The 17,848-nt window shown below is 43.5% G+C and carries 16 protein-coding genes and 1 tRNA gene; 4 read left to right on the top strand and 13 right to left on the bottom strand.

The genetic code is table 11. From position 1 onward, the window contains the following. Window positions 1-8: 8 nt before the first annotated feature. From ACXAFJ_RS09950 to ACXAFJ_RS09930, 5 genes are all read right to left on the bottom strand, one after another. Window positions 9-200 carry a DUF4250 domain-containing protein gene (locus ACXAFJ_RS09950; protein WP_475323125.1) on the bottom strand — a complete coding sequence of 64 codons (192 nt, stop codon included), beginning with the start codon at window positions 198-200 and terminating at the stop codon, window positions 9-11. Window positions 201-202: 2 nt separating this feature from the next. Next, a complete protein-coding gene (locus ACXAFJ_RS09945) occupies window positions 203-406 on the bottom strand; it encodes a YaeP family protein (protein ID WP_475323124.1) in 204 nt (67 codons plus the stop codon). A 164-nt stretch (window positions 407-570) separates the two neighbouring features. After that, window positions 571-1,209: a phosphoribosylglycinamide formyltransferase gene (gene purN, locus ACXAFJ_RS09940; protein WP_475323123.1), complete on the bottom strand. Its 639-nt coding sequence runs from the start codon at window positions 1,207-1,209 to the stop codon at window positions 571-573. Next, on the bottom strand, window positions 1,209-2,252 hold the full coding sequence (purM, locus tag ACXAFJ_RS09935; RefSeq protein ID WP_475323121.1) for a phosphoribosylformylglycinamidine cyclo-ligase: 1,044 nt from the start codon (window positions 2,250-2,252) through the stop codon (window positions 1,209-1,211). The genes purN and purM overlap by 1 nt, the downstream gene beginning before the upstream one ends. A gap of 528 nt (window positions 2,253-2,780) precedes the next feature. Further along, window positions 2,781-4,754 carry a TonB-dependent receptor domain-containing protein gene (locus ACXAFJ_RS09930; RefSeq protein ID WP_475323120.1) on the bottom strand — a complete coding sequence of 658 codons (1,974 nt, stop codon included), beginning with the start codon at window positions 4,752-4,754 and terminating at the stop codon, window positions 2,781-2,783. A 135-nt stretch (window positions 4,755-4,889) separates the two neighbouring features. Between ACXAFJ_RS09930 and ACXAFJ_RS09925 the strand changes: the two genes are divergently transcribed. Further along, window positions 4,890-5,903, top strand: a complete 1,014-nt coding sequence (locus ACXAFJ_RS09925; RefSeq protein ID WP_475323119.1) for a helix-turn-helix transcriptional regulator — start codon at window positions 4,890-4,892, stop codon at window positions 5,901-5,903. 93 nt (window positions 5,904-5,996) lie between these two features. Next, window positions 5,997-6,623: a uracil phosphoribosyltransferase gene (gene upp / locus ACXAFJ_RS09920; RefSeq protein ID WP_475323117.1), complete on the top strand. Its 627-nt coding sequence runs from the start codon at window positions 5,997-5,999 to the stop codon at window positions 6,621-6,623. A 54-nt stretch (window positions 6,624-6,677) separates the two neighbouring features. Here the strand turns inward: upp and rluF are convergent, their stop codons facing one another. From rluF to ACXAFJ_RS09905, 3 genes are all read right to left on the bottom strand, one after another. Beyond that, entirely contained in the window at window positions 6,678-7,727 is a 1,050-nt protein-coding gene (gene rluF / locus ACXAFJ_RS09915) for a 23S rRNA pseudouridine(2604) synthase RluF (protein WP_475323116.1), read from the bottom strand. Between the two features lie 77 nt (window positions 7,728-7,804). After that, on the bottom strand, window positions 7,805-8,383 hold the full coding sequence (gene smrA / locus ACXAFJ_RS09910; RefSeq protein WP_475323115.1) for a DNA endonuclease SmrA: 579 nt from the start codon (window positions 8,381-8,383) through the stop codon (window positions 7,805-7,807). 196 nt (window positions 8,384-8,579) lie between these two features. Continuing rightward, complete coding sequence (locus ACXAFJ_RS09905) at window positions 8,580-8,720, bottom strand: DUF3149 domain-containing protein (protein ID WP_475323113.1); 141 nt, start codon at window positions 8,718-8,720, stop codon at window positions 8,580-8,582. A gap of 263 nt (window positions 8,721-8,983) precedes the next feature. Here ACXAFJ_RS09905 and ACXAFJ_RS09900 point away from each other — a divergent pair. Next, a tRNA-Pro gene (locus tag ACXAFJ_RS09900) sits at window positions 8,984-9,060 on the top strand. 148 nt (window positions 9,061-9,208) lie between these two features. On the opposite strand, the gene ACXAFJ_RS09895 is transcribed toward ACXAFJ_RS09900, so the two are convergent. Together ACXAFJ_RS09895 and ACXAFJ_RS09890 are read right to left on the bottom strand one after the other, a co-directional pair. Next, a complete protein-coding gene (locus ACXAFJ_RS09895) occupies window positions 9,209-10,087 on the bottom strand; it encodes a TraB/GumN family protein (RefSeq protein WP_475323112.1) in 879 nt (292 codons plus the stop codon). Between the two features lie 511 nt (window positions 10,088-10,598). Continuing rightward, window positions 10,599-13,394 (bottom strand): heavy metal translocating P-type ATPase, encoded by a 2,796-nt coding sequence (locus ACXAFJ_RS09890; protein ID WP_475323111.1) that lies wholly within the window; start codon window positions 13,392-13,394, stop codon window positions 10,599-10,601. A gap of 221 nt (window positions 13,395-13,615) precedes the next feature. Between ACXAFJ_RS09890 and gltX the strand changes: the two genes are divergently transcribed. Continuing rightward, window positions 13,616-15,043, top strand: coding sequence for a glutamate--tRNA ligase (gltX, locus tag ACXAFJ_RS09885; protein WP_475323109.1), 1,428 nt, complete (start codon window positions 13,616-13,618; stop codon window positions 15,041-15,043). A 90-nt stretch (window positions 15,044-15,133) separates the two neighbouring features. On the opposite strand, the gene ACXAFJ_RS09880 is transcribed toward gltX, so the two are convergent. From ACXAFJ_RS09880 to ACXAFJ_RS09870, 3 genes are all read right to left on the bottom strand, one after another. Further along, on the bottom strand, window positions 15,134-15,640 hold the full coding sequence (locus ACXAFJ_RS09880) for a Fe3+-citrate ABC transporter substrate-binding protein (RefSeq protein ID WP_475323108.1): 507 nt from the start codon (window positions 15,638-15,640) through the stop codon (window positions 15,134-15,136). A gap of 132 nt (window positions 15,641-15,772) precedes the next feature. Next, window positions 15,773-17,059, bottom strand: coding sequence for a sensor histidine kinase (locus ACXAFJ_RS09875; RefSeq protein ID WP_475323107.1), 1,287 nt, complete (start codon window positions 17,057-17,059; stop codon window positions 15,773-15,775). Next, window positions 17,043-17,717, bottom strand: a complete 675-nt coding sequence (locus ACXAFJ_RS09870) for a response regulator transcription factor (RefSeq protein WP_475323105.1) — start codon at window positions 17,715-17,717, stop codon at window positions 17,043-17,045. The genes ACXAFJ_RS09875 and ACXAFJ_RS09870 overlap by 17 nt, the downstream gene beginning before the upstream one ends. Between the last annotated feature and the right edge of the window lie 131 nt (window positions 17,718-17,848).

Genomic DNA, 17,848 nt, shown 5'->3' with positions numbered 1-17,848 from the left:
ATTTGGTGCTATCGGAACTGACCAACTTCCGGCATAAATTCAAAGCCAGATTTGGCGAGCTTTTCCACCAAAGCCTCTTGATCGATATCGTAGTATTTCACTAGTTGAATAAGGTCTCCGGAAAAATCATCTCTGAGCTTCATATTAACGATGCTCAGTAGCATGTTGGGGTCCATACTAGCAAAATTCGCGAGATTCATTTTTAGTCCTCAAAATCAGAAATAAACAAATTTGCAGCGGCAAAAGCAGCTTTATCACGAACCTTATTTGGAAGTGACTCGTCAGCTGCGATTTCATTTAACGCCTTGAGTGCGCAGCTTACCGCTTTGGGAACGTATGCTTGATCGCCGCTTCCAATCATGGCGTACATTTCACGTACTTTTTCACAGCATTCGTAAACTAACATGGCAAAACCTCTTAAATAACAACTGTTCTCAATATAACGTTTGTGGCACGTGAACTCAAAAGGCGAAGTTGAGGTAAATCAAAAGCACTAGAAACTATTTACTGTGATGATCAAAAAAGCGCCGAGTCGGCGCTTTTGGTATCCACATTTCTCAATGAGGCTGATTATTTGTCGGCGTAGCCATGCATGCCAAGTTCTTGGTCATCTAACCACGCTTTGCCATTTTTCATAACTAATCGGCCATCAACTAACCACTTTACTACCAAAGGGTAAATGCGATGTTCTTGAGCTTGAACTCGCTCAGTCAGTGTATCTACCGTATCTTCATCAAAGATTGGCACTTTGGCCTGTAGAATTACCGGGCCACCATCAAGTTGCTCAGTGACGAAGTGAACACTAGTACCGTGCTCTTCATCTCCGGCATGGATAGCGCGTTGATAGGTGTTTAGTCCAGGGTACTTTGGCAACAAAGAAGGGTGAATGTTAATCATACGACCCATGTAGTGACGAACAAATTCGCCACTTAGGATGCGCATATAACCTGCCAAAACAATCACATCTGGTTGATACTCATCGATTTGACGCATTAGCTCATGGTCAAATGCATCACGAGTATCAAAAGATTTTGGATCGAGAAAGTGAGCTGCTGCTCCAGCGTTTTTCGCACGTTCCAAGGCGTAAACACCATCTTTGTTTGAGAATACCGCAGTTACCTTTCCGGTGGTAATTTCGGATTCACATTGGTCGATGATGGCTTGGAGGTTTGAGCCGTTCCCTGAAACTAGAACAACAATATTTTTCATTATGAGTTTATCTCTACTTGCTCTTCACCGGCGTTAGCTTGTGCGATTTCACCAATAACCCAAGCGTTTTCGCCTTCATTATTTAGAAGAGCAACAGCGGCTTCGGCTTGATCTTTTGGTAGGGCAATCACCAAACCAACACCACAGTTGAAGGTGCGATACATTTCGTGGGTGTCGACGTTACCTTTCTCTTGCAACCAAGTAAAGATCTCTGGCCACTGCCAGCTGTTTCCATCAACAACCGCTTTAGTCCCTTCAGGTAGAACGCGAGGGATGTTTTCCCAAAAACCGCCACCTGTGATGTGAGAAATCGCGTGAATATCATGTTCAGCAATCAGTTTAAGTGCTGATTTGATGTAAATCTTAGTAGGCTCTAGAAGGTGTTCGCAGATAGTGCGCTCACCAAGCTTTTCATTTTTATCTGCGTTAGAAACTTCTAAAATTTTGCGGATAAGTGAGTAGCCATTTGAGTGTGGGCCACTTGAACCAACGGCAATCAGAGCATCACCGGCAGCGACTTTGGTTCCGTCGATAACTTGAGCTTTCTCAACAACACCCACACAGAAGCCTGCAACGTCGTAATCGTCGCCTTCATACATGCCCGGCATTTCAGCAGTTTCACCACCAATTAGCGCACAACCAGCTTGTACACAGCCGTCAGCAATACCAGAAACAACGTCTGCTGCTGTATCGACGTCTAACTTACCCGTTGCATAGTAATCTAGGAAGAATAGTGGCTCAGCACCTTGAACGATCAAATCGTTCACACACATAGCTACTAGATCAATACCAATAGTGTCATGCTTTTTCATGTCTAGTGCTAAACGCAGCTTGGTTCCCACGCCATCGGTACCAGATACCAACAAAGGCTCTTTGTACTTGGTAGGTAGTTCACACAAAGCACCAAAACCGCCAATACCACCCATTACTTCAGGGCGACGAGTACGTTTCACAGCACCTTTAATACGATCTACTAGGGCATTGCCTGCATCAATATCAACACCAGCGTCTTTGTAGCTCAATGATTGGTTGTTACCGCTCACGGGAGAATCCTCGATTACTTAGTTAGGACAAAAATCGGCGCTATTCTATCAGTGACTCAAGTCAAAGAGCAAACGTTTGCGCAAGTTTTATGGTTTGCCAGATTGTCACGAGATTTGAACGAGACATTCTGTGAGAGAAATGAAAATTTGGGATTGAGATTGGGTGAACTAAGCAACAGAAGAACGAGGTGCAGTGTAGTCGAAAAATGAACTAACGGCACTATACCCAAGTAACTTCAAGATGCAGAATTCAGAGCTACATATTCTGGTTCAGTTCAAGGAAGAGAACGCAGCGGAATGACGAGTCCTTTCCAAGTTCTTTGACGAAGAAATGAGACAGAATATGAGCTCCCAAGGGCGAGTTTAACTAGGCTTCATACTGCGTTATTGATTCTTGATGTAGAGCGACTAGATCTGCAAATCAATGCCTTGTCTGAAGCCTAGTTAATTCTCGCTGAACCTCGCATCTTGAGGTCACTTGGGTATATAAATGGGCTCAACCTTGATTGCCGAGCCCATGTGGATTACTTAAAACTTGTAAGAAGCACTTAGTTTAATGTTTCTGCCTGGTTCAAAGTCTTCCATATCGACTTTACCCCAACTCACAAAACCACTGGTTGAAGCGTGGGAGTAGTATGTCTCATCAAATATGTTATCGATACCGAAGATTAAGTTAAGGCTATCTGCGATTAGCCAATTCGCTTGAATATCGTGAACATTGTAAGACGGTTTCGTTTTACCCGACAAAACGTTGTCTTCTTCTAAGACAAACTGTGAGTTCCACTCGATGGTGAGATCGACCGTTTCAAAATCGTAGCTGCTTGAGAAATTGATAGAATCGCCAATTGAAGCCGAGCGGAAATACGGCTGGTTGGTGGTTGCCATTTCTTTCGGGTATTCAACATCGGTTCTTGAATACGAGAGAGAGGTAAATAGCCCTTTCCAAGTGATATTGGTACTTACTTCAAAACCGTCATAGGCCATTTCGCCTGCGTTAAAGGTTTCCCCATTTTGATAAAGAACTTTGTCTTCTAGTTCTGTTTTGAAGAAGTTCACTTGCGCAGCAGCTTTGAGTTCAGAATTAGAATGGTCATTGTGCAGTCTAAAACCAACTTCAGAGTTGAGGCCTTTCTCTGGTTTTAAGTCATTTGCGTCATTGGCAGCGCAGTATGCCATAGCTTCACAGAGGCTAGGATTTTTGAACAACTCACGTGTGCTGGCGTAGAGATTTAGAAAATCTGTTGGAGATATTTGACCAGCTAGTGCCATCGACAGATTTTTTTCGTGTCGTTCATTTCGCGTATATTGCTCTCGATGATATTGGTCGTATCTCAAACCTGGGGTCAAAGATGCAAAGTCACCAAATGCGATGGTATCTTCGAAGTAGACAGCTTCGGTCGATAGCTTTTCTTCACGCGCTGCAGCTGAACCGATTTTTTGAGATGTACTTTGAATATTGAACTCAGCACCCGATACAAATGTGTGGTTCAGAGACCATAGCTGTTGTTTTTCTTGCCAAAGTAATGACGCACCAATGTTTTCTATCTCGCCATCTACCAAGAATTTACGGGTGTCTGGCCATTTAGAAAACTTGCTTTCATCGCGTTCTAAATCCGCTAAGTTGTAGTAAGTTGTGACTTTAACAATACGTGCCGCATTGGAATCATACTCGTAGTTTAAAGTCGCAGTGGAACGAGAGTAGTCGACAGGAGCCACTTCTTTAAGACCATTTTGGTTGTTATAGGCCACTCCCATATCAGGTCGGTATGCATAATCGCCTTGGTCTACATAGTGATCATAACTGAGATCAAATCTATGTTTTTCATTAGCTTGCCAACCGAATTTCACTAACCCGTTAGAAACATCACCATCGAATCCGTATTTTTCTTCACCAAAACCATCTTTATGATTATCTCGGCTAAAGGTGTGCACATAGGCCAGTGCATCAATTGTTTCTGAGAGTTGACCAAAGGCCGTGATTGAGCCGTTTAGGTATCTATTGCTTCCTGCTCCCGCGCTAATTATTGCACCAAAATTTTGATCATAATCGAGTAAATCCTGCGCTTCTTTGGTTTCAAATCGGACAGAACCACCCACTCCGCCACTGGTGACAGAGTTTGCTCCAACTTGAATATCTACTGATTTTAAAATATCAGGGTTTAACGTCAGTACGCTGACATGGTGGAACATTTCACCACTTTGGGGAGCACCATCTAGCCTGATATCCAAATCTTTTTCGGTGATCCCTCGAATATTGATTTTTTGAGTGACGGTGTGAGAGCCACCCACATCAACTCCCGGTAAATCGCGCAATAAATCTGATAAATGGTCCGCCTGTTTTATGGCGATATCTTGATCGGCAAGGTATTCAGAGTTGGTTGATACTTGAGCGCCCCAAACAGTGATGGTTTCTTCATTTGCCAAAACAGAAGAACTTAGTGCAAGCGCGATACTACTTGCTATGAATGTGTAACGGGGTGTTGTAAGAAATTTTGCAGTCATTTCTTTGCCTTACAAATTTATGTAAATGATATTTGTTCTCATTTATGTTAATTTCAAATCGGTCAGTTACGAAGCGCAGTTTGTTATGTCACGAAAGCAAACTGTTATGCGCAGATGTCAGTTGGGAGTTTCAGGTTGCAGTCGAACAAAGTAGTGATGACACAGATGGATAAGCATGATCCAAATAAACCTCAGAAGATTTGGACGAAAAAGGGTAAAGACGCGAACACCTTGGTTGATGGTTATTTTATTGGTCAAGCTGGTGGATCTCACTTGATTGTTGAAGGTGGTGTCTCTTTGGAAAAACAGACAACACATATCCTGCATCGCGCTAGGGAAGGGGTAATTTTGGTCATGCTTTTAGAGGGAGAACTGAAATTTGCTTATGATGGGCAGGACTATCACATAAGTGCATCTACCGGGCCTACAGCCATCGCGGTAACTGTCGATATGCCAGCGTCGTTTAGGCGAGTTTTGCAAGAAGGAAATCGTGTAAGAAAGGTTAATTTAGTACTGACTAAGCAATGGTTTGAAAGAAAATACAGTGGCCGAGAACAAATAGACCTCAACCCATTTAAACAATGGCTTCCTCGCCACCTATCTAGAGTGATTTGGCAGCCTAACAAGCAGATTATCCAATGGTGCGAGGAGCTGCTTGTTGATATAGAAAAAAAGTCGTTTCAACATCATTTAAAACAAGAGTTACTTGGGACTCAAATAGTCTGTGATTTTCTTGAAAATGCCGAACAGATGATCACTCACCACAGTGCTCAAGTTGTTAATCTTAATCAGCACCCCAAGATTGAATCCGCGATTGCTTATATCGAACAAAATATCCACCATGACTTAACTCCAGAGGTCATGGCGAGCTATTTAAGTATTGGAAAAAGTACCTTTCAGCGGCTTTTTAAAAAAGAAACCCACATGACACTTTCCGACTATTTGAGGATTCGTCGCTTAGAAAAGGCTCATTATTTGTTGCAAACCTCCGATCTGACGATAGGAGAAGTTGCCTATCAATGCGGCTATAACCATACTTCAAATTTTGTTACCGCATTTAAACGTTACTTTGGTTCTACGCCCGGCCATGTGCACAGTGAACCTAATCAAAAGAGAGACATAGACAAGTTATCGCAATCAGTTAAATAAACTGTTCTGCACTCGTTAAGATCAAGAAAAGCAGTGCAACTTTGAGTATACTTAGCGCGTCAAAACCCAAATAAAAAGATTCGGAGAGCAAAAATGAAAGTGGTTGAAGTCAAACACCCTCTGGTAAAACACAAGATTGGCTTGATGCGTGAGGGAGATATCAGCACAAAACGTTTTCGCGAGTTAGCAACAGAAGTCGGCAGCTTGTTAACCTACGAAGCAACGTCGGATCTTGAAATTGAAAAAGTAACCATTGAAGGTTGGAACGGTCCAGTGGAAGTGGAACAAATCAAGGGCAAGAAAGTTACAGTTGTTCCAATTCTGCGTGCTGGTTTGGGCATGATGGATGGTGTTCTGGAACATATGCCAAGTGCTCGAATCAGTGTTGTTGGTATTTACCGCGATGAAGAAACACTAGAGCCAGTTCCATACTTCAATAAACTGGCATCAAACATTGATGAGCGTATTGCGATTGTCGTTGACCCAATGCTTGCAACGGGTGGTTCAATGATTGCCACTATCGATTTGTTGAAAGAAAAAGGCTGTCAGAACATTAAAGTGTTGGTTTTAGTGGCGGCTCCAGAAGGTATTGAAGCGTTGAAAAAGACCCATCCAGATATCGAACTGTATACCGCTGCAATTGACGAAAAGTTGAATGACAAAGGTTACATCGTACCGGGGCTTGGCGATGCTGGTGACAAGATTTTTGGCACCAAATAGCTGAAATTTATAGAATTTAAAAAGGGGCTTTCGCCCCTTTTTTGATCTTAAAGGTTACTTCTTTAACTTTAACGTCCCACCAACGCGGCTTTTGTCATTGCGCTGTTGTTGCTTTGGTTTAGAACTGGGTTTTGAACCAGGTGTTGCTGAAGAAGGTTTACGATTTTTAAAGTCACCAGATTGCTGAGCCGGTCGAGCTCCCTTGGACTTACTCTTGTTTGAGTTTCGGTTGAGAGAGTGACGGAACTTATCCGCATCATTGCCTTTGAAGGTTTTGAATTTTGCCTGTTTTTCCTGCTTGTCTTGCTCACGTGCATCGAAAAGCTTGGCATCCGTCGCTTTCTTTATTTTCTTGCCTTTCCCATCGACTTTTGAGGCTTCTTCGGTACCAGATGAACCTTCGCACAAAGAAAGAATCTCGTTTACCTCTTGTTCGTTGAGGTAACGCCAGCGCCCATTTGGGATGCCATCCAAAGAAATATTCATAATGCGAACACGACGAAGCTTGAAAACTTGGTAGCCCAGCGCCTCACACATTCTACGGATCTGGCGGTTTAAGCCCTGTGTTAACGTAATTCGAAAAGAGTACTGAGTTTCTTTAACCACTTTACATGGCAAAGTGACGGTATCAAGAATCTCAACACCAGACGCCATCTTGCGAATAAAGTGTTCTGAGATCGGCTTATCGACTCGAACTACGTATTCTTTTTCATGATTGTTGCCAGCGCGAAGGATCTTGTTGACGATGTCGCCATCGTTGGTCAGAAAAATTAGACCATCAGAAGCTTTGTCTAAGCGGCCGATAGGGAAAATGCGCTCTTTGTGACCAATGAAATCAACAATATTGCCAGCGACGTCTCTTTCTGTAGTACAGGTAATGCCCGTAGGCTTGTTGAGCGCGATGTAAAGCGTTTTACCGCGTTGTTGGATTGGAGTGCCATCGACACGAACATCATCACTATTAGTGACCTTAGTACCCATCTCGGCTTGGACGCCGTTAATGGTGACTCGGCCCTGTTCGACTAGTCGATCTGCTTCGCGGCGAGAGCAGAAGCCGGATTCACTGATAAATTTGTTTAAGCGCTTTGCGTTAACTTCTGACATGGTAGACGTTTCCCAACGGATAGAATCATATTTTCATTAGCGCGCGATATTAGCACATCACACGCCGATACACAGGATTAACCAAGGCGTTTTTGATGTCTTTCTCGGTCTTCTGTTTTTCGGTCGTCACTTTTTTTCAGCATCACGTATACCGCGCCAGTGCCACCGTGAAAACGTTGCGCACTGTGTACAGCTTGCACCTCTTTGATTTGTTTGAGCCATTCGGCTAAATAGCTTTTCATTAAGGCTGGTGGATTGGAACGCTCTCCGCGACCATGGACGATAAGAGCACTTCGAATGTCCATTCGTTGGCATTTTTTGAGAAAGTACAACACTTCATCTCGTGCCTCTTTCAATGTCTTTCGGTGTAAGTCTAACTTGGCTTGAACCGGGTATTTACCAAGGCGTAGTTTTCTATAAACCCCTTCTTGAATGCCATTCCCTTTATACTCAATAACGTCATCGGGTTTGAGCATTGGTGCATGGTCCAAAGACAAATACTCTGGGTCACCTTCAGAAAGTGACATGGCGGCCTCTCTTTTGGCGAGATGAGCTTCGGTTACTGTGTGCTCTTTTTTAAGGTCGGCGGTATCATTTTTTATGGGCTTAACGTCGCCCATCATTTCTTTGAATAGCGAAAAATCGTCGTTGGACATCTTGAACTCGTGGAAGGCTCGGGAACGATTAACTCAAGTATACCAACTAGAGGTAGGGTTGGATCAATAATGGGGTATAGAAGAATTCATTGGTGTGGAACCGACAAATAAAAAACCGGATTAGAAAGTGCGCTAATCCGGTGCAAAGCAAATCCTACTCAAATTTGTGTTTAACAGTGATTAGGAGCTGTGCGATTTAATGAGGAGATTTGTCATTCATAACTTTATAGACGAAGTAGCCGCCGTAAAACAGCATCAAACCTAAGGCGCCAAAGATGACTAACATGGAAGAAAGCCCTACCGCATTACCAAAAAGAAGGTCTAGCCAAAAGTCCATAAATACTCCGATGTAAAGTTATAAAGACATTGTTAAAAGTAAGGTTAATGACGTGCTTCATTACTGATCTGGATCAAGCGTGTCACCGAAGCAAAAGATTGATTAACATTGATGTGTTTTTAATCACATTTTGAATTGGGTATGCCGTGTCTTGCTGGTGTTTTGAGCGAATGGATTTATTTTCAATAAATTTGTGTCACAGAGGTTGCGTTTGAATCGAGAATCCGTAATATACGCCCACGTTGTCGCAAAGCGATACGACTCGGTGAATAGCGCAGCCTGGTAGCGCATCTGGTTTGGGACCAGAGGGTCGGGGGTTCGAATCCCTCTTCACCGACCACATTTAGAAAGCCCTAGTCGAAAGAATGGGGCTTTTGCTATTTTTACCTCATAGCATCTGAGGACGGGGGCTGGAATGCCAGTTCAATCGAATTCCTTTTCACCGACCACATTTAGAAAGCCCGCTCATTAGAGCGGGCTTTTGTGTTTTAGTGGTTGTCACTTGGCAGCAAAAAATTACAGTCAGCTTTGATTGATTTCGAAACTTGGGTGACAACAAAGCCGTTTTGTTCGAGATAATCGATCAAGCTTCTTTTACCTATCAAATGTAAACCGCCAACGACTACCAAATATTTACCTTGCTTGGGGTAAAAATTATTGTCTACTAACGTATCTGCCCAATCCTTATTTCGATTGTACAGCAGCTTATCTTCTGATTCTGTTGGCATCGTCGAGCCCATAAGGGCCGCTTCCCAATTCTCTATATCACCAGCGTTCCACGATTCCACCATACACTCGATGTTTTCTCGGCCGTGTTTTAGTTCATCTACTGTGCTGAGCAATAAGTCGTTACCATCACTACCCAGCGTAGAAATTAGGTCTAGCTGGAATTGTAATTGCTCCAAATGCAATACAGGTTTGTTGAGTATTTCGGCTTTGTCCAGCATGGCTAAATCGATTCCAGCTTCAAAATCAAACCCGGCTTGAATGAGTTGTACACTTTGTAAAGCAATCGCAGCTTGCCAAGGTGGTAAATTGGAAAATTGTTCAAACTGAATACCGACTTCAGAGGATTTCTGTATTAACTGCTTATATTGGTTAGGTGCTAATACACTTTTGGTCGACGGTTGATCGCTCGGAATCTTTAGTAAATGCTCATTCCAAATATCCGCCTCTAAAATAAGTCCATCAGAGGAATCTAAGTACTCGATGACCTGATTTGGTAGCGGGTACATGTCTTGACGACCCGCGTGGATCGAACCAAATATCATCAACTCTGTCAGTCCTTTCTTGGCGACAAAGGTTAGAGGCTCGCCCAAAGAACTGGATGAAAAAACGAATAGCCAGATAGCCAAAAAAATCCGCATTGTTGTTCCTATTGGTATTGAGTTAAAGCATGCTTTAACTTCCGGCAAAAACGTTATATTCCAGTGTTTTGACGTTTTTTACCACAGGCTTTTTTGTGATCAATTTAAAATTAAACAGCTAAAAGTTAGAGGGGATTGTTCGCATGTTATGCACTTTTCGGTGTTTTTAAGTGATCAAGTATACAAATGACTGTGTTTTTGTGATTTGTGTCACTCGAATATCGTTAAAACACGAGTGCAGAAAATGACGGTGTTTTATCTTATTGAATTTTAAAAGAAAAAATTGTCTGTGAATACAATTTGAGATATGTGTCACATTAGGTAGTGTGTGACTTAGAACAACAAGTTTTTGGCAGTATTGTAGAGATATTGGCAACGCCAATAGACTGTTCCCCCTCAGGTTGTTGTAGTGAGACCTGTAAAAGGAAGTGAAGATGTCGCTTTGTAGATATCGCTAGCAAATCACTCCCTATTTTTTGGCCCCCGTTTTGGGGGCTTCGTTTTTTCTAGATTACTTGCCCGATTTGAACAATCGTAATCTATTAGCGTTGGTGACAACGGTAATCGAAGAGAGTGCCATAGCTGCCCCTGCAACTACTGGGCTTAGTAGCCAACCTGTCCACGGAAACAGCACACCAGCCGCGATTGGTATCCCCAGAGTGTTGTAAATAAAAGCTCCAAATAGGTTTTGCTTCATGTTCTTCAGAGTGGCTTTGGAGATCTCCAGAGCTTTTACAACTGAATCCAAATTACTATTTAAAATCGTTAGCTGAGCACTTTCAATTGCCGCATCACTGCCTGAGCCCATTGCTAAGCTAAGATCCGCTTGAACAAGTGCGGGTGCATCGTTAACGCCATCGCCCACCATAGCAACGCAAAAACCTTGGTTTTGAAGTTCGGTGATCTTTTGGGCTTTTTGATCTGGCAACACTTGCGCAATGACTTCAATAATTCCCAACTGCTTGGCAATGTTTTTTGCGACATGCAGGTTATCACCGGTCAACAAGACGGGTTCAATATTGAGCTGTTTGAGTTTGGTGATGGTTTGTTTTGCTTCCGGCTTCAGTGAATCGGCGATAGAAAACGCGCCAGCAACTTGGTTATCAACTAGTACTATGACTGGTGTCCGAGCTTTGTTTTCTGATTGGTCCACAAAATCTCGGACCGCTTGTAATGAGTAGCCCTGTTCGATAGCCGCTGATTTAGATAGGATCTTTACATCACCAGATTCAGTCGACGCGCTAACCCCTTGACCTCGATTTGCCTGAAAGTTTGTTACTTCAACCATTTTTGCATTGTTTTGTTCGGTAAAGGCGACTAAAGCCTTTGCCAATGGATGTTCAGAATGTTTCTCAATCGAGTAGGTCAGGTTAAACAAGGTCTGCTGAGGCAATACGCTGACAAAGGACTGAACTTCCGGCTTGCCAACAGTAAGAGTTCCGGTTTTATCAAAGACAATCGTGTCAATTTTGGTCGCCATTTGCAGGGCATCGGCATCTTTTACAAGCACACCGTATTCAGCCGCTTTACCGACACCAACGGTAACTGAAAGAGGAGTAGCCAGTCCTAGAGCGCAAGGGCAGGCGATGATGAGTACCGTGGTAGTCACAATTAGCATGTAACTGATTTTGGGTTCAGGTCCAGTCGCAAACCAAACTAAGGCGCTAAATACCGCAATTGCGACAACAATAGGAACAAAAACTGCCGATATGCGATCGGCCAGCTTAGCGATTTCTGGTTTGCTGCTTTGAGCATCACGAACCATTCGAGTGATTTTGGCCAACATAGTTTGGCTGCCTACGCCGGTAACTTGTATGGTCAAGCTTCCATCTTGGTTGATGGTACCGGCTGATAAGGTTGAGCCAGTTTCTTTGTAAACGGGTATTGGCTCGCCGGTTAACATCGACTCATCAACAAAACTGGTGCCAGATATCACGATGCCATCAACAGGAATTTGCTCACCGGGTTTTACCAGAACGTTCATTCCCGACTGAATTCTCGCCACTTCAATAATTTGCGTTTGCTGATTTTCGATAACGGTTGCGGTTTTCGGTTGTAGGTTTAAAAGGCTTTGCAAAGAGGCATTGGTTTTCGCTTTTGCTTTCGCCTCTATGAAATGTCCAAGTGAGATTAAGCCGATGATCATGGCGCTGGCTTCAAAATAAACGTGTCGCGCTGCCATAGGGAAAAGATCGGGCGTTATCACAATAAGCATGGAATACAACCAGGCAGCACCAGTACCAAGCGCCACGAGTGTGTCCATGGTGGCTCTACGATGATTTATCGACTTCCAAGCGTTAGTGAAAAATGAACGCCCAGAGCTGGCAAGCAGTACCAAAGTGATTAAGCCAACGATTCCCCAGCCGAGTTGATCTGAGCTAGTACGAATCATCATGCTGCCACCGAGTACACCCCATAATATTAATGGAGCCCCCAATGCTAAGCCGAGTACCGCGCCTTTTTTGTGGTGTTGTATTTGCAAGTTAAAATGCGCTTGTTGCTCATTTTGCGCTTGTTCAGAATCTTTAAGCCAAGTAATGCCGTAGCCAGATTGCAACAATGCGTTTTCTATAGCAGATTCATCCAGCGCTTCCGAACTATGGATGGTTGCGGTTTGCTCTGCCAAATTAACTTTGGCATTTGCTATGGAAGGTAGGGCATTTAACACCTTCTCGACCGAACTGACACAACTGGCGCAAGTCATTCCGGAAATCAGCGCCGTCACAGTCTGGGAATTGGTTAGCTCAAGAGTTGCATTTCTATCATGGGTATCCGGCGCCGCTGAAACCCGTTTTGACTCAACCTCTGTTTTATTGGTTGGCTTAGCCTTTGGCTGAGTCGCTGATTCTGGACTTGCGGGCTCAATTGAATCTTGTGCAGTACCAAGGGCGGCAGCGTTATCAAGCTCTGTCACTGGAGTGGCTTCAAATCCCAAGTCTTGAATCAGGCCGATAATTTCTTCAGAGGTCATCAAGCTATCGATGGAAAGCGAAGTCTTGCTAATTTTTTTGATGAAAACTCGCCCCGTTTCGTCGAGTGCTGTTGTTAGCTTAGCGACACATTTTCCGCAATTGAGTCCAGACAAAGAGTAATGCTGTTCTTCGCCAGCAGTATAGCCGTATTGGGATATTTTAGGGTGCACAAGTGCAAAGCTGTGTGGAGACTCCAAGCTAATTGATTCTTTGCTTAAGTCATTAACGGTGACACCTTCAAGTTCACAAATGGCTTTTTCAACTTTTCTAGCGCACCCCATGCAGTTAAGGCCAGACATCGGAATGGTTAAACGATACATAATTACTCCCAACAACGAGATAGGTGTTCACTGTAAACCTTACCCTCAAGGTAAGGTCAAGCAACTTAATGATAATTTATCTCATTACCCTATATGCGAATAATGTTTGCCAACATCATAAATTATTGAGGAATTACCTTGGGGTGCTAGAATAACGCGCAAAATTTCTGGTAACTCTGGGTATTGAAGCTCACAATCCAGAATTACAGTGTACTGAAACATTCAAGGTAATCTTCATGACGGTAAAAACGCGTTTTGCTCCAAGCCCAACTGGCTATTTACACGTAGGTGGTGCTCGTACTGCTTTGTACTCTTGGCTTTATGCTAAAAACCAAGGCGGCGAATTTGTGCTTCGTATTGAAGACACTGATTTGGAAAGAAACTCGCAAGAAGCGGTAGATGCCATTCTAGAAGGTATGCAGTGGCTAGGGTTGGAGTGGAATGAAGGTCCTTACTTCCAATCTAAGCGTTTTGACCGTTACAACGAGATGGTCGATAAGCTTCTCGCAGAAGACAAAGCCTACAAGTGTTACGCATCTAAAGAGTTGTTGGACGAAATCCGCGAAGAGCAAGAAGCCAACAAAGAGATGGCGCGTTACAATGCAAACCATCCTAAAATTGTTGCTGCAAACGCTGCTGCCAATGAAGATGACCCATGCGTGATTCGTTTCCGCAACCCGAAAGAAGGCAGCGTGGTATTTGAAGACCAAATCCGCGGCCGCATCGAAATAGCTAACAGCCAACTTGATGATTTGATCATTCGCCGTACTGACGGTTCCCCAACCTACAACTTCGTGGTGGTGGTTGATGATTGGGATATGGGAATTACTCACGTTGTGCGCGGTGAAGACCATATCAACAACACCCCTCGTCAAATCAACATCTATGAAGCATTAGGTGCACCAGTGCCAACATTTGCTCACTGCGCCATGATTTTGGGTGACGATGGTGCCAAGCTTTCCAAGCGCCACGGTGCGGTTTCTGTGATGCAATACCGTGACGAAGGTTACCTTCCGAATGCTCTAAACAACTACCTAGTTCGTTTAGGTTGGTCTAATGGTGATCAAGAAGTCTTCTCTGAACAAGAAATGATTGAGTTGTTTAGCTTGAATGCTGTGTCTAAATCCGCCTCGGCATTTAACACAGAGAAACTATTGTGGCTTAACAACCACTACATCAAAACCTCTGATCCAGCCTATGTTGCACAATACCTACAATGGCACCTAGACAACCAGAAGCTAGATGTGACTAACGGCCCAGCTATCAACGATGTGATCACACTGGTTGGTGAGCGTTGCAACACCTTGGTTGAATTGGCAGAACAGATTCGCTACTTCTACGAAGACTTTGCTGAGTTTGAAGCCGGAGCGGCAAAAAAACACCTGCGCGGCGTGGCTAAAGGCCCACTACAGCTAGCACTTGAAAAAGTTGAAGCACTAACCGATTGGTCTACTGAAGCAATCAAAGATGGCGTAATCAAAGCGGTATGTGAAGAGCTGGAAATTGGCATGGGTAAAATTGGTATGCCACTTCGCGTTGCGGTAACTGGTGGTGGTCAATCCCCATCTGTTGATGAAGTGATCAAGCTAATTGGTAAAGAGCGCGTTGTTGCTCGCATCAAGATGGCGATTGCCTTTATTGAAGAGCGTGAAGCCAACGCGTAAATAGCGATAACCAGCTAGCAAAAAGCCGCGAATTTTCGCGGCTTTTTAGTTTCTATCATTTGATACTAATTGGCTTACAAAAGAACTCGATTACTTCAAATCAATACTATTGATTCTGCCCATGTACTCAAGGATTTCGATGTTGTCCTTGTTGGCTTCTAACAGGGCTTTTTTGGTCTTTGAATACGCACCGAGTTTGCCGTGTTTATTGACTGAGCACACCACGCTTTTGTATCTCAACTTGCCATCGCCATCATAGGTTCGCCATGCGGCAATGTAGCACTCGTCTTTTGCTTCTGGGTCTTCTTTTGTTGGCCTTGGCTTGTAGATGATTTTAGGTTCAAGTGAGTGGGGGAGCCGAGTCATAAGGAAAGGGTCTTTTAGAAGACGGCGCCAAAATTTTCCCCAAAGCTCTTTTCCTAACTCATTTCTGAGTTTGATGGCTTTTTTCAGTCCGCGCTTTTCACCAATACGAACAAAGCCGACAGAGCGATGCATCACCGTATCATCTGGCGTATGTATATGAATTTTATACGCGGTTTTCGCTTTTGAGATAAAGCGATGACCGGTGTTTGTAACTAGATTGCTCTTGGGCATATGTTTATTGATAATTTATTTAATTATTCAACAGCTCCTCTAATTAAAGATGCTGTTTACATATTTGCCAATAATTTTATCAATAACTGCCTGAGAGTCTAGCGCGGATAGTAGCTAAGAAGCAGGATAGGGCTAAGGTGAGAGCAGAATTCGAGCTCTGAGTCCGGGATTGTTATCTTTTAATACTAACTCTGCATTGTGTCTTTTGACTACTGCTGCCACGAGTGAAAGACCAAGACCGTTGCCATACTCGGTCCGACTTTTGTCTGCTCGATACATGGGTTTAGTCACATGTAATTTGTCTTGCTGACTAATGCCAATACCTGAGTCAGCGACAACAATACCGTATTGATCACATATCACTTCAATTGAGCCGTGTTTAGGGGTGTATTTAACTGCATTTTCCACCAAGTTAAAAATAGCTCTAAACATCAATGATTTATCACCATTGAGGATACATTCTTGGTCTATTCTCAATGTTAGACTCTGCTGTTTTTGTTCAGCGATGGGGTGTAAGAACTCGATGGCATCTCTGGCTATTAAACCCAGCTCAATCTGGTCAGCTCCAATCAACTGATGGCCGCTGTTTAACTTGGCGATTTCTAACATACTGTTGAATAGTGATAGCAATAATTCAAGCTCTTCATAGCACGCATTAAATTGCTTTTCTGATTCTGGATCTAGATTTGGTTTTGAGAGCACATCTTCGAGCCGAAGCTTTAAGCGAGCCATAGGCGTTCGCATGTCATGCGCCAAGCCTGTGGTTAAGGATTGTAGGGATTTTTCATTTTTATTCATTTCCTCAATCATGTAATTGAGGTGTATGGCCAGAATATCAAACTCGTCATCTTGGGTAGACACAGGCAGTTTTACGTCGCGTTCTCCGCAAAGTACGCGGTTCATCGCTTGGTTTACCCGTTCCAATTTTCTCAAGACGGCAATGGTAAACAATAATGTGACCATTAACAGAACCATGCTAGGAAAAATCACGCCTGAAAACACGATCGGGAAAATTGACTTACGATAGGCTTGCAGCATTTCATCGCTAATCTGAATTTCGAGTTCTTGAGTTGAAGTCACCGTTAATCGATTCCACTGACGTGGCCGATTTAATGCTGGATAAGTTTGGCTCGTCGCGACTTCTGGTAACTCGGTAAGTAAGTAGGTAAAGGGCGTATTGGCTGCTTGTTTGGTCCTTAGCAATTGCTGAACGTCATAAGGGCTCATCGATGCGGCGTATCGAAATTCCATCAGTTCATCATTGAGCTGCTCTTCAAGTTGTTGGCGATGGAAATCTTCTGAGTCCACAAACACTTGGCCAATAAAAACAATATTGACCAAGGTGATGACTAAAACTAATGAAAGCAGAGTTCGAAATACTGACGAGCGAGTCAGGCCATAGTTATCGGCGAAGAACATAACCTGCCCCACGCACAGTATGAAGTAGTTGGGTACAGCCTACCTCTTCAAGTTTTCTGCGCAGGTTTGCAACATGTACATCAATCACGTTGGTCTTGGGATCAAAGTGATAACTCCAGATAGCCTCGAACAGACGCATACGAGAGACAACTTGCTCACAGTGTTCGATAAAGTACTGTAAAAGTTGAAATTCTTTAGGCTGCAGGGTGAGCTCTTTGCCGTTACAGGTAACGCGGTGCGCTTTTAAGTCTAAGTCCAAGCAGTCATAGCTCATTTGCGTCTGTGAGGGGCTGACTTTTTTTGAACGATTGATGATGATATCAACTCGCGCGATCAGTTCTGCAAGGGCAAAAGGTTTGATCAAGTAGTCATCACTACCAGCTTGAAGACCATCTACTCTGTCACTGACACTGTCCATTGCACTCAGGATAAGAACAGGAAGAGATTCATCACTGGCTTTTATGGCCGCGAGCACTTTCATACCATCTAGATAGGGAAGCATTCGGTCAAGTATCACCAGTTCATACTCAGAACTCAGCGCCATCATCAGTCCGGTTTTGCCGTCTTCTGCTTCATCTACAGCGTAACCGTGCTCTTTAAGACCTTTGGCTACAAATTCTCTTGTGGTTGTGTCGTCTTCTATGATGAGAATTTTCATATTCATACCCTAACGCTTTGTAACGCATGGAATAGTAACCAAAAGTGCTAGGGAGTTCTCTGTTTTAAAGCAAATTCGCGGGATTAGAAGATTAAGGTTACTTAATGTTTGGTTTTTTCTCTGGCTAACAA

The sequence above is a fragment of the Vibrio sp. ABH4_348 genome, from assembly GCF_056159765.1.
This window is presented reverse-complemented; position numbering and strand designations above follow the sequence as displayed.